General features: G+C 33.2%; 11 protein-coding genes. 3 read left to right on the top strand and 8 right to left on the bottom strand.

Annotation, left to right across the window (positions count from 1 at the left end; all coding sequences use genetic code 11):
• Positions 1-174 precede the first annotated feature (174 nt).
• Both JGH11_RS15780 and galE read left to right on the top strand, forming a co-directional pair.
• Positions 175-1,590 carry a tetratricopeptide repeat protein gene (locus JGH11_RS15780; RefSeq protein ID WP_201113399.1) on the top strand — a complete coding sequence of 472 codons (1,416 nt, stop codon included), beginning with the start codon at positions 175-177 and terminating at the stop codon, positions 1,588-1,590.
• A 130-nt stretch (positions 1,591-1,720) separates the two neighbouring features.
• Complete coding sequence (gene galE / locus JGH11_RS15775) at positions 1,721-2,755, top strand: UDP-glucose 4-epimerase GalE (RefSeq protein WP_201113397.1); 1,035 nt, start codon at positions 1,721-1,723, stop codon at positions 2,753-2,755.
• Positions 2,756-3,366: 611 nt separating this feature from the next.
• Here the strand turns inward: galE and JGH11_RS15770 are convergent.
• The 5 genes from JGH11_RS15770 to ychF form a co-directional block, all read right to left on the bottom strand.
• A complete protein-coding gene (locus JGH11_RS15770) occupies positions 3,367-5,229 on the bottom strand; it encodes a helix-turn-helix domain-containing protein (protein WP_201113395.1) in 1,863 nt (620 codons plus the stop codon).
• Between the two features lie 205 nt (positions 5,230-5,434).
• Positions 5,435-6,088 carry an HAD family phosphatase gene (locus JGH11_RS15765; protein ID WP_236264036.1) on the bottom strand — a complete coding sequence of 218 codons (654 nt, stop codon included), beginning with the start codon at positions 6,086-6,088 and terminating at the stop codon, positions 5,435-5,437.
• A gap of 148 nt (positions 6,089-6,236) precedes the next feature.
• Positions 6,237-6,668 (bottom strand): GNAT family N-acetyltransferase, encoded by a 432-nt coding sequence (locus JGH11_RS15760; RefSeq protein WP_201113393.1) that lies wholly within the window; start codon positions 6,666-6,668, stop codon positions 6,237-6,239.
• A gap of 23 nt (positions 6,669-6,691) precedes the next feature.
• A complete protein-coding gene (locus JGH11_RS15755; protein ID WP_201113391.1) occupies positions 6,692-7,513 on the bottom strand; it encodes an alpha-1,2-fucosyltransferase in 822 nt (273 codons plus the stop codon).
• A 13-nt stretch (positions 7,514-7,526) separates the two neighbouring features.
• Complete coding sequence (gene ychF, locus JGH11_RS15750) at positions 7,527-8,630, bottom strand: redox-regulated ATPase YchF (RefSeq protein ID WP_201113389.1); 1,104 nt, start codon at positions 8,628-8,630, stop codon at positions 7,527-7,529.
• A gap of 181 nt (positions 8,631-8,811) precedes the next feature.
• Between ychF and JGH11_RS15745 the strand changes: the two genes are divergently transcribed.
• On the top strand, positions 8,812-10,014 hold the full coding sequence (locus JGH11_RS15745) for an MFS transporter (protein ID WP_201113388.1): 1,203 nt from the start codon (positions 8,812-8,814) through the stop codon (positions 10,012-10,014).
• A gap of 41 nt (positions 10,015-10,055) precedes the next feature.
• Here the strand turns inward: JGH11_RS15745 and JGH11_RS15740 are convergent, their stop codons facing one another.
• From JGH11_RS15740 to sppA, 3 genes are read right to left on the bottom strand one after another with little or no spacing between them, the layout of a single operon-like run.
• Positions 10,056-10,871: a purine-nucleoside phosphorylase gene (locus JGH11_RS15740; RefSeq protein ID WP_201113387.1), complete on the bottom strand. Its 816-nt coding sequence runs from the start codon at positions 10,869-10,871 to the stop codon at positions 10,056-10,058.
• Positions 10,872-10,874: 3 nt separating this feature from the next.
• A complete protein-coding gene (gene lpxK / locus JGH11_RS15735) occupies positions 10,875-11,975 on the bottom strand; it encodes a tetraacyldisaccharide 4'-kinase (RefSeq protein WP_201113386.1) in 1,101 nt (366 codons plus the stop codon).
• 9 nt (positions 11,976-11,984) lie between these two features.
• Entirely contained in the window at positions 11,985-13,712 is a 1,728-nt protein-coding gene (gene sppA / locus JGH11_RS15730) for a signal peptide peptidase SppA (RefSeq protein ID WP_201113402.1), read from the bottom strand.
• Positions 13,713-13,716 lie beyond the last annotated feature (4 nt).

Genomic DNA, 13,716 nt, shown 5'->3' with positions numbered 1-13,716 from the left:
GAACGCAATATATTTCAGAAGTAATTATAAACATTTATAAATATTTACTGATTTTATACTATTAATCAGATATATACATTATCGTAAAACAGATTAAATAGCAAAAGTAACACATCGGAAAAGAACATAAAAAGTGTTACCTTTGTTACCTTTTTAAGACCAAAATAATACGGCATGCCGGATAAAGATATATCAGCACTTGTAAGACAATATGAACAAGCTATCCAATCGGGTAAAAATCCATATTTCGATGCGGATGAATTCAGTGAGTTGGCCGATTATTTCGATCAACAAGATGACCTTGATACTGCCCGGGAAATCATAGATGCCGGACTGGCTATCCATCCCGGCAATACCCCTTTGATAATCAAGAAAGCTAAGATCGCAGTTTATGAGACTGAGTATAAGCAAGCTTTAGAGCTATTAAATCCGATAACGGAATACGATTTTGATCTTTATTTACTAAAAATAGAATGCTATCTCCAATTGGAACAATATAAAATTGCATTTAAACTATCCGAGGAGTTGCTCAATAATGAAGAGGATGAAACGTTGGATAATGTCCTTGCTGAACTTGGATTCTTACATGTCGAAGCAGATTGTTTTAAAGAAGCAGCTCTATATTTTCAGGAAAGTCTGAAATATAATCCTGAGAACATAGAAGTACTGTCAGATTTAGCCTATGCCCATGAAATGCTTGGCGATTTTGATGCAGCAATCGATACTACAAATAGTATATTGGATATAGAACCTTATACTTATGAAGCATGGGTAAACCTCGGTAAGTTATATTCTCTGAAAGAAGAATTTGAGAAAGCAATAGATGCCTTTGATTTTGCGCTGACAATAAACGATTCAGACAATAACCTCCTAAAGATGAAGGCTCATTGCCTATCGTTATGTGAAAGAACGGAAGAGGCGATAGAGATATTTAAAGAACTATTGGAAGCAGACCCTGACGATACTGCGATTTACTTCCTCTTAGCAGAATGCTATGAATCGTTAGAAATGTATGACGAAGCCTTATCTAATCTCAAGAAATATCGTGAAATAGAAGGAGACACAGATGAAGTCTTGTCTAAGCAAGCCTATTTATACTTGGAAAAAAATGAGGATCAAAAAGCTTTATCTATAGTCGAAAAAGGATTAGAGAGCAAACCTTATTCTCTAGACCTGAATATGATTGCGGGAGAAATAGAATATAGGCGAGGGCAGTACAAAGAAGCTGAACTATATTACCTAAGTGTATACCCTTCAAATAAAGAAAATTTTCATTTAGTAGATAGGTTAGCTATAGTCAGTATAAAAGAAGAGGATTACCAACAGGCAGCATATTATACTGAAGAACTGCTGGATATTGATCCTAACAATCTGGCAGTAAAGCAACGCCTAGCACTGCTTTATTTCGAAATAGGTGATAAAACTCATTTCAATTCAATATTAGATCAGTTTACAGATAAAGAACTATTATCCCTTTTCGAGCTTATATATACGCCTCAATCATCAGTATATTTAGATCGAGATATACTTATATCTTATCTGAACAAAGCTCGTGAAGCAAGAACTCTATTTAAGAACTTAAAATATTAATAATGCAGTACAGAGAATAATCGAGGCGTTAAGAACCTCTTTATGAATGCAGATTACTAAATTTACTTTAGACGCTTATCTTCTTATATATGAATTTTGTATCTTTACTTCCTAATCTAAAAATACTTATATGAAAGGGAAAATACTTGTAACAGGTGGAGCCGGATACATCGGATCTCATACTGTTGTTGAACTGCAAAACGCAGGGTATTCTGTGGTAATCATTGACGACTTATCAAACTCGACTGCTGATTCTATAGACGGTATAGAACGTATAACAGGTACAAGACCAGTATTTGTAAAACTTGACTGTAATGATTTGGACGGCTTGAGGAATCTATTTGCAAGCCATCCCGATATAAAAGGTATCATTCACTTTGCAGCGAGTAAAGCTGTAGGAGAATCGGTACAAAAACCATTATTATACTACAGAAACAACCTGAATTCGCTCATCAATCTACTCGATCTGATGCCTCAGTTTGATATTAAAAATATAGTTTTTTCTTCTTCATGTACAGTATATGGCGAACCTGATGTAAATCCTATTGACGAAACTGCCCCTGTAAAACCGGCAGAATCTCCATACGGAAATACTAAGCAGATCAATGAAGAAATAATCAAAGATTTTGTTCGTTCGGGAGCCGATATAAAGAGTATAATCCTTCGTTATTTCAATCCTATCGGAGCGCACCCATCTGCTGAACTTGGAGAATTACCAAATGGAGTTCCACAAAATCTTGTACCGTACATCACTCAAACAGCGATAGGCGTACGCGAGCAATTGAGCGTATTTGGCGATGATTACAATACTCCTGACGGTTCGTGCATCCGCGACTTTATAAATGTTGTAGACTTAGCTAAAGCACACGTTATAGCTATAGATCGTATGCTTGAAGATAAGTCCCAGGATAAAGTAGAAATCTTCAATCTTGGTACAGGTAGAGGTGTTTCTGTACTTGAGCTTATCAATGTTTTCGAAAAAGTATCAGGAACAAAACTTAACTATAAAATAGTAGCTCGTCGCGAAGGAGACATCGAAAAAATATGGGCTGATCCAAAACATGCGAACAATGTACTTGGATGGACAGCAAAAGAAAATATAGACGACACCATGAATTCGGCCTGGAAATGGCAATTGAAGTTGAGAGAAAAAGGTATAATGTAATTAACATTTATGATAAGTAAAGGACCGGATCTACTTGATCGGTCCTTTTTTAATATACCATTGGCATTTATTTCAATCCCCAAAGCTATATAGAGCCTATATTAGTCTTTTGAAGAGAACTCATACAATGAATCCAATATACCTTCAATTTAGCTACAAAACCCTCTAAAATAGTCGATAGTATATTTCTAACTGGACATACCTCCTTCACCTATATCATAATTTGGCTCTACAGTATTGCGATCAAACAAACATATATTCTCTGCTTACCCTCCCTCATTTACTATCTTAACCTTTGTGAACTTATAATATTAAAATAACAAAGAGTACTAAAAAGTACTCTTTGTTAACTCTAGTTTTAAGTAAAAGTTTGTGTTATAAGATTGAAGAATCTAGCTTGACACAAAAGTATATAGTAAAAATGATGAATCCGTTAAAATTTATAATTTCTAACCACAAGTTTTATTAAAAAGAAATGATACAGTAAAATACAAATCATTTACTTAGCTATTTATAAAAATAATCATTCCAAATAGTGATGAGTAAAAAAGAAAAGAGTAAGTTTTTATAAAAGCTTACTCATATATACCTGGTAATAAGAATATTATTAATTACCCTACATCTGAATCTTCTGACTTTATTTTATTATTTCTAAAGTCGGAAGGAGTTAGTCCAGTGACTTTTTTAAATGATTGATAAAATGAAGTACGATTACTAAAGCCAACCTCAAGAGCAATAGCATCCAAAGATATTAAATCTGATTTCTCGTCCGACATTATCTTTATCGCTTCTTTGATTCTATATTCATTTATATAGGAGTTAAAGTTTTTACCTGTAGTTTTATTTATTGCCTTCGATAAATAGTTTCTATTGATATTCATTTGTTTCGACAAAGAATCTAATGTCAGATCAAGATCCTTAAATATCTTTTCTTTTTTTATCAAATCATAGACTTGTTGCATAAGCTTCACATCTTCCACATCAGGTTCATTAACACTTTCATTCATTTGTGGAGCAAGATCTTCTGCACTATCAACACTTGCTATTGATTTCTCATAAGTATTATAAACAGGATTAGATTCCGCCCAAGCCTGATTTTTAATAACTAATGCCTGATAAGCCTTTCTTTTGCTTCGGTATAAAACAATAAAAAAGACCAATCCCAGAAATATAAAAAGCATTATGACTGAACCATATATCAATCTGCTTTTATATATCTTTTCATTATAAGATAGTTCCTCATCTTTCGCCTTTTTCTCTGCTTCGAAAAGCTCTTGTTCTGCCCTAAGTATACTGAGTCCACTATATTTTTGCATATAACTTTCATTTGCTATAATAGTAGAATCCAGATAGGCCTTAGTGAGATCTGTGTCTCGCATTCTCGCATAATATTTACACATTATAGGATATATCGACCTATAAAGGTCAACATTATTAGATCGAGCTATAAATAATAAGGAAGAATCAATCATATGTTTTGCTTTCTCCATATTATTTATTGAAAAATAGCATTCTGCAAGTCCCACCGTTGTCTCCGATGCTAGTTTATAGTTATGGTCATAATCGAGTATCATGCGATTAAGAGCTACTCTAAAATATGGAATAGCCTCATTATACTTTTGCCGTTTTACCAAACTATGTCCCAAATTAGACAAAGAAAGGGCATCGAACATAGATCGTCCTCTGACAATATCAAAGTTATTATATGCCGATCTAAAATAATATTCTGCAGAATCAATCTCTCCTTTTAAATTATAATAAGTGCCTAAAGTATTTCTGGCACGCAAATTTGAACGGTCAAAATAATATTTGGACGGTTTAAGTGCTTTTCGCAAATATGGAATTGCTTTATCATAATCTTGAAAAAAGAAGTAAGCCTCCCCTATTTGAAAATACATCCGAGACTTTTCCGGATATTCCTCTTCTTTTAAACTTTCCAACTTACGTTCTATCAAGCGAATTTGACGAAAAGCCCTGGCATAATTCATTGAATTCCAATATAGATTGATTAAGGCTTCCATCCCTCGCAACTCTAATGATGTATTCTTATGTTTGACGGCATCGCTTACAATCTGACCTATACATTTTACTTTTGCATCAAACTGTTCACTGTTTTTGGATGGCAAAAGTAAAGAATTCATAAAATTAAATTCCTGATGTAATTCTTCACAATGATTTTCATCAGCAATATACTTCATCTTTTTAAGTTCATATTCTTGTCTTTCGGGAGATAGATTCCAGAAAATATCTTCATAATATTCATATAAATCTTCTATTACTGAATTAAAGCCATATCGAGCATAATTATAGAAAATAGTATCCGAATTATAATATATTGTTTTACTATATTTTTCGATATAAAGACTATCTCCCTTCTTTCCAAAAGAAGGAATAAAGAAAATAAAGAAGAAAATAAAAAGGGCAAGATTTCTTCTTAATACAATCAAAGAAAGCCGTATAAAACGGATGTGCATATGTATCAGTCTATGTTGTTATTATATATAAATCTAGTGCAAATTATAATAAAATCTGCTATTTGACTTAAAATAAATCAAAAATATACTTAACTATGTGTAATTTACTAACTTATCCTCCTATGAAGAGATTTGTTAATATTCTAATTAAGGAAAGAGCCAGTTCCTCAATTTCCTTTCCAAAAAAGCAAAATAATCTCAATAACTAACCTAAAAGCGATTTAACTTTTTCTATATCTGAAAAATCAGAAATAACGCCGTAAGTGTAGTCTTTCAGAAAATCACTAGAGAGCGTCGTCGAAACTCCTATAACACGCATAAATGCGTATGTTGCAGCCTTTATACCTGTAAAAGCATCTTCAAATACAACACATTCACCTGATAGAACTCCTAAATTATTCTGAGCTAAAACATAGCCCATAGGGTCTGGTTTTCCTTTCTTAATACTATCTGATGTAATAACTGTATCAAAAGATTCATCTAATGATAATTGTTTAAGTACGACCTGCACTTTACTAGTAGGAGAACTTGTTACTAATCCTATTTTATAATTTTCTCTTTTAAGATATTCAATAAAATCTAAAACTCCCGGAATAGCTATCTTTTTATAATCTATCGCTTGTTCCATATCCGAACATGCCTGACGGATTATCTGTTTCTCTTCCTGTGAAGAAATAGCAAAATAAAGCTCTATTATTGAATTCAAGGTCATTCCCTTAATAGTTGCCGGGAAATTATTGATTTTCAGATCATTTTTCTGTGCTATATTATTCCAAAAATTATCGTAATAGTGTTCTGTATCGACAACAACTCCGTCTAACCCGAATAAAACTGTTGTGATTTTGCTTTTCTTAATCATATATTTGGCATCAAAAAAAATTGCATAAAAGAGTTATACAAAGTAAGACATTTTTTTTTCTTGAGAAAAGTTATTCACAATTTAAATTATTATATACTATAGATAAAAAAGAGAGACCTATATTTAGTCTCTCTCTTGTATTTTGATATTATTCCGACTTCAATAAATGTAAGACAGGATATCCTTTACCCTCACCATCGTACTCAGAACGATCAATTTCCTTAAATCCGAAATGATAGTAAAAATTTAAGGCCTGAGTATTTTGCTCATTTACATCAACGCGCCTTGCGTTTAACGTATTAATAGCATAATTGAGAAGAATTTTACCAACTCCTGTACCCCTACTCTCATTCTCTACAAAAAGCATTTCGATACTGTCATCGGTAACTCCAAGAAAACCCTTTATTGCATTTTCTTCATTTCTGTAAATATATAACGACACGTGTTCAAAATAGATAGGGATATGAGATTTATAGAATTCAAAATCTTCATCTGACAGAAAATTATGAGTAGCTTTTACAACTCTCTCCCATATATCAATCAATACAGGATAATCTTTTTTATTGGCTAGACTAATCATATTGTGCTTTATTTAGGTATTGTTTAATCTATATTCATCACATTTCCATTCTTAAATCTATTGAAAGTTATAACTTCAGAAAACTCAGATAAATTTAACTTATCATTTGCCGACATTATATATCTTACAGGTACTTGTCCATAAAACGAGGCCCATTGTGAATAAGAACTCGGAGGGCCTATTATATAATCGCATTTTGATAAAGCATATAAATCGGTAATAGCTGATGAATCTGTAAATGCAAAGCAATCTAATGGTCTAAAATTGTCAAGATCCATTTTTTCATTGGAACAAATCAGGAACAGTACTTTTTTGCCTTCTTCTGCGACTTGATCTTCAATTTGCTTCATTATCCTTATGTAAACATTGTCTGTATAATAATATATACCATTGAGCCATGTCTTATAATCCCCTCTTCTGATATGTACTCCAACCAGTAAATAGTCTCTCGATTTACCTATCGCAGTATCGATATGAGCTATACTATCATACTTGAATCTATATATGTCCCGTATGGCATCGGAATGTTTTTCAACCATCTCTGGATTTCCCAAGCGGTTAGACCAACCTTCTATTAAGTTTAAGCCAAGAAGCTTAGAAAAAATATTAGGACGTCCGTTTTGTATATAACCTCGAACTTTCATTGAAAGGAAAAACCTCTTTAAAAATTTACATGTAGTAAAGCTTATAAGCCTATTAACATTCAGATCCTCAAAATCACGAGAATACTCGTCAAAGTTTATCAATTTGACTTTTTCCTCATATTCAAGACCATATGCTACAGAAGGTAACTGAGACCATATTCTATTGCATAATTGTCCCGGAGAATCATAATTTATTATCATAAGCTAAATTCAATTACACATTAAATCTAAAGTGCATAATATCTCCATCCTGAACGACATATTCTTTACCCTCAACATTCATTTTTCCGGCTTCTTTTACAGCGGCTTCCGAACCTAGAGTTATAAAATCATTATATTTAATAACTTCAGCACGAATGAAGCCCTTTTCAAAATCGGTATGAATCACTCCGGCACATTGAGGAGCTTTCCATCCGGCATTGAAAGTCCAAGCACGTACTTCTTGTACTCCGGATGTAAAATATGTTTGTAAACCTAATAATTTATATGCCGATTTAATAAGACGCGCTACACCTGATTCTTCCAATCCAATCTCTGAAAGAAACATCTCACGTTCTTCATACGATTCAAATTCAGCTATTTCAGATTCTATTTTTGCAGCTACAACCAGTATTTCTGCATCTTCTTCTTTTACAGATTCACGCACTTGCTCTACATATTTATTTCCCGTAGATGCACTTGCTTCATCTACATTACAAACATACATAACAGGTTTATATGTAAGTAGATATATTTCTTTAGCAATTTTCTCGTCCTCTTTATTATCGAACTTTACTGTACGGGCCGATTTACCTTGCTCTAATGCTTCACGAAACTGTAAAAGGATATCGTAAGTACGTTTCGCATCTTTATCACCTCCTGTTTTTGCTTGCTTTTCAACCTTCTGAATGCGTGACTGAATAGTTTCCAAATCTTTTAGTTGAAGCTCTATATCTATTATTTCTTTGTCACGAACAGGATTTACACTCCCATCGACATGTGTAATATTGTCATCATCGAAACAACGAAGAACATGCAGTATTGCATCTGTCTCGCGAATATTGGCAAGGAATTTATTTCCCAGACCCTCTCCTTTACTTGCACCTTTTACAAGTCCTGCAATATCTACAATCTCAACAGTTGTAGGTACTATACGGTTAGGTTTCACCAATTCTGCAAGTTTGTTCAAACGTTCATCAGGAACGGTAATAACTCCTACATTCGGTTCTATTGTACAAAAAGGAAAGTTCGCAGATTGAGCTTTAGCGTTTGATAAACAGTTGAAAAGTGTAGATTTGCCCACATTAGGAAGGCCTACTATACCACATTGTAATGCCATTATTTTAGTTTAATTTATTTTTGGCTACAAAGGTAAGATTTTTTTAGTTATTGGTAATATGATTATTATATTATGAGTAATCAGTATATAAATTATGACAATATGATACTATTTATTTTTTATTGTTCATCTATCTACAATACATTACCTTTGCAAACCTTTTAGTAATATATAATTGATTATGAAACCTACATATCAAAAAGGAACAGCTTTTACTATACTTTCGCTTTTGGCAGTATGTCATATGCTAAACGACACCTTACAATCAGTGATATCAGCTGTATATCCCTTGCTGAAGGATTCGCTTTTGCTCAATTTTACACAAATTGGTCTAATAACCTTGGTTTTTCAATTAGCATCCTCTATTTTTCAGCCTATTATAGGACTCATTACAGATAAGAAACCTCAGCCTTATTCACTACCCATAGGTATGACATTTACAATGATTGGTATACTATCATTATCATATGCAAATAGCTTTCCTCTTGTACTTGTTTCCGTTTTTCTTACCGGATTAGGCTCTTCTATCTTCCATCCCGAAGCTTCAAGATTGGCTTATATGGCATCAGGAGGTAAACATGGACTGGCACAATCATTATTTCAAGTAGGTGGAAATTTCGGCTCTTCTATAGGTCCTCTATTAGCTTTGTGGATTATTACCCCATATGGGCAACGTAATATAGGATGGTTTTCTCTTATTGCATTGGCTTCTATCGGTATTATGCTCATAATCAGCAAGTGGTATAAAGGTAATCTATATAGAATAAAACATACTGATAATACGAATGAATCTGTTTCAAATAAAAAACCTATCCATTCTCAAGGTAAAATAACATTTGCTATCTCTATATTACTTATACTTATATTCTCAAAATATGTTTATATGGCTAGTTTGAACAGCTATTATATGTTTTATCTTATAGATAAATTTAATGTACCTGTTCATGATGCTCAGTTATATTTATTTGCATTCTTGTTTGCTGTTGCTTTAGGTACTATAGCAGGCGGACCAATAGGTGATCGCATAGGGAGAAAATATGTAATATGGGGATCTATATTAGGCACAGCTCCTTTTGCCTTAATAATGCCTCATGTAGGCCTCATGTGGACATGCATACTAAGTATCATAATAGGTTTAATACTTTCGTCTGCATTCTCTGCAATATTGGTTTATGCGCAAGAACTTGTTCCCGGAAAGGTAGGATTGATAGGAGGATTATTTTTTGGTTTGGCATTTGGTATTGCAGGAGTAGCTTCCGCTATATTGGGAAAGGTTGCTGATAATACAAGTATACAGCATGTATATGATATTTGTGCTTATCTGCCTTTAATAGGATTGGTGGCTGCTTTTCTACCTAATACAAGAAAAAAAGGCAATATTTAGTTTTATTAATAAAGGGATACAGATCTGTATCCCTTTATTGTTTAATTTATTTTTTTAATCACTTCCTGCATTATAAAAGCCATTTTCGGCTGAGCTATTTTAGCGGCTTCCTGTACATCTTCGTGTGTTACCTCTACTATTTTACCGATCACACCCAAATCTGTGATTATAGAGAACGCCAGCACCTTCATACCGGCATGATTGGCAACTATTACTTCGGGTACGGTAGACATCCCTACAGCATCGCCACCAATAATGCGAAACCAGTTATACTCGGCAGGGGTTTCGAATGTTGGTCCCTGTGTACCTACATATACACCATGTTGCAATTTTATATTGTTTTCTTTTGCTATTTGCATAGCCATCAAACGAAGTTCCTTATCGTAGGCATTACTCATATCGGGGAAGCGTGTTCCCAATTCATTATGATTCTTTCCACGAAGAGGATGTTCAGGGAATTTATTGATATGATCATCTATAAGCATAATATCACCTATATCGAAACTCCCATTCATACCCCCTGAAGCATTCGATACAAAAAGATATTTTATATTGAGAGCCTGAAATACGCGAATAGGGAATGTTACCTCTTGCATAGTATAACCTTCGTAGTAATGAAAACGCCCTTGCATTGCAATAACATCCTTACCTCCAAGTTTTCCAAAAATAAGTTTCCCACTATGACCTTCCACAGTGGAAAGAGGAAAATTGGGTATATCTTTATAAGCTATTTCTTTTTTATCTTCTATTTCATGAACGAGTTCTCCCAGGCCTGTACCTAAGATAATAGCAATTTTAGGAATTGCTTCTACTCTACTTTTTATAAATAATGCAGTTTCCCGTATTTTTTCCAACATATTTTATTTCTTTTTATCTGTTTTCCTGTAAAAGTTTTCTCTTATATGTTTGTAGATCTTTGCTTTAAAATCTTCCTGCTTATCCAAAAATGAAACTTCGATAGGAAGATAATAAATTGATTTTTTTATATCATCGTCGATATCATCTCTTGCTATCAGCCGCATCGCATCTTTTTCGGTAACTAGAATCAGCTTATTTTCGGAAGTAATATTCCTGAATTTATTTGATATATATTTTATGTCTTTCGATTTAAAATTGTAATGATCACTATACTTTATTGTACTTACTTTTTCTGTATATTGAGATAGCTTTTTCAATATCATTTTAGGTGAAGCAATACCAGTAACCAAAAGAATATTCTTTCCGTTTAAATAATTTAAAGGCTTTTCAGTTGCCTCATCTTTAAACAAAGGTTGTAATTGTTTATATTTAAATTGAGTAAAATATAATTCCTGAAAAGGAAAAGCATTGATATCGTGTGATATAATACGATAATCGATAGGTTGCAAATCAGCAGGACATTTTGTGACAACAATCATGTTAGCTTTACTTAAAGCAGAAAAGGGTTCCCGCATACGTCCGGCAGGAAGCAAAGCATCTTCATAAACAGGGCGGTTATAATCTGATAAAATAATGGTATAGGATGGTTTTACATACCTATGTTGAAAAGCATCATCTAACAATATTATTTCAGGAGGATTGTCTAAAGCCAACATTTTTTTAATTCCTCTCCTCCTGTTACGATCTACAGCAACTATAATATCCGGAAATTTATGTTTTATCTGAAAAGATTCGTCTCCCAAATCAAAACTTGTAGAATTAGAATCGGCTAATACAAATCCTTTTGATTTGCGCTTATATCCTCTACTGAGTACCCCTACTTTATATTTATCTTTCAGAATTTGTATCAAATATTCTGTATGCGGAGTTTTACCTGTACCTCCTATTGTAAGATTTCCTATACAAATAACGGGAATATCAAACTCTTCATGTTTCAATATTCCCCAATCAAAAAATTTGTTCCTTATATATACAATAAGCCCGTACAGCCACGAAAACGGCAATAACCACTTTTGTATATGTACGGGTTCATACTTTATCATTATTACTTCTTATCTAACGTCGATATCGTAAGGCATACGTGCCTGAACAAAGTCTTGTTCTTTTATCTCCTTTATAGTTTTAAACAATTTGTAATCATTACCAAGATATTCTTTCATAGCTCGTGTTGTCAATTCTTCTTTCTGAGTATTTAAAAGAGATTCAAAGAAATCTATTTTCTTTGGATAACTATTTAACGAATAGTCGGAAAGACTAGCCAACTTAGCAGCTTCTTCTATGGCTGTATCTATATCTCCAAGAGCATCCACAAGTCCAATTTTAAGAGCTTGATTGCCTGTCCATACACGACCTTGAGCAATCATATCTAAAGAATCTTTTGGTATTCCTCTACCATCAGAACAACGGGTAAGGAATAAATCGTATCCGCGTTCAATATAATTTTGCAGTATAGCTTTTTCATCACTTCTCATTGGACGGGTCAAATCACCAAAGTCGGCATGTTTATTTGTTTTTACATTATCGAATGTTAAACCCACCTTTTTAGTCAATCCTTCTATGTTAGGAAACATTCCGAATATACCGATAGAGCCTGTTAATGTGTTTGGTTGAGCAATTATTTTAGATGCATTACAAGATATATAATATCCTCCTGATGCAGCATAATCACCCATTGATACAACTACCGGCTTTTTTTCTTTCAAATCGCTTATAGCTTTCCAAATCTGTTCTGATGCATAGGCACTACCTCCAGGAGAATTTACACGGAAAACCACTGCTTTTACTTTATCGTTATCTTTCAGCTTCTCTATTTCTTTCACGTATCTTTTACTTGTTATGCCATCTTTACCTGAACCATCTGTAATAGAACCTTCGGCATAAAGTACAGCTATTATATCTTTCGATTTACTTTCATTCACAAAAGGTATAGTAGTCATATCGTCAATGGATGCAAGACGTACGTCCTTAACATCTTTTACATCTATCAACAATGTTTTCAGATATTCTTTTATTCCTGTCTCATACATTAACGTATCTGCTAAACCATCTTCTATAGTATATTTAGCATCTTTGAAAATAGCCAATGAATCGGTAATCTGATTAAGTTTATCAACAGATATATTTCTCGAACCTGATATCTCACTTGTAATAGTAGACCACATATCGCCTATATACGAAGCTACCTGTTCTTTGTTAGCCTCACTCATTTTATCTAACATGAAAGGTTCTACAGCCGATTTGAAGGTACCTACTTTAAATATTTGCATTTCTATACCTACTTTTTCTAATAGACCTTTGTAAAACATAGGTGAAGCAGAAAGTCCATGCAGATCTATATTTCCTTGTGGATTCAAAATGACTTTATCGGCTACTGATGAAAGGTAATAACAACCTTGTGTATAAACATCACCATAAGAAATAATAAATTTACCGCTTTCTTTAAAATCAAGTAAATGATCTCTTATTTCTTTCAATGATGCACTTGAGGCGGAAAATGCTCCGGCATTTATATAAATACCTTTTATTTTATCATTTTCTTTAGCCTTTTTAATGGAAGACAAAATATCATCCAAACCTAAAGCTGGAGTTGAATTATCACCTAAAAGAGCTAATAACGGATTTTTTTCCTCTACTCTATCAGATAATATTCCTTCTAGTTTCAGTGTTAATACTGTATTATCTTTTAATATATATTTATCTGAAGAACTGAAGCTAGATATAGCCGCAATAAAAATAAAAAATATTAAAACGAATACCCCCAGTGCTATAAAACATCCTATAACA

Origin of the sequence: Dysgonomonas sp. Marseille-P4677, from assembly GCF_016652235.1 — a bacterium.
In the GTDB taxonomy this organism is placed as follows: domain Bacteria; phylum Bacteroidota; class Bacteroidia; order Bacteroidales; family Dysgonomonadaceae; genus Dysgonomonas.
The sequence above is the reverse complement of the archived record's forward strand: the minus strand, read 5'-3'. Positions and strand labels throughout refer to the sequence as shown.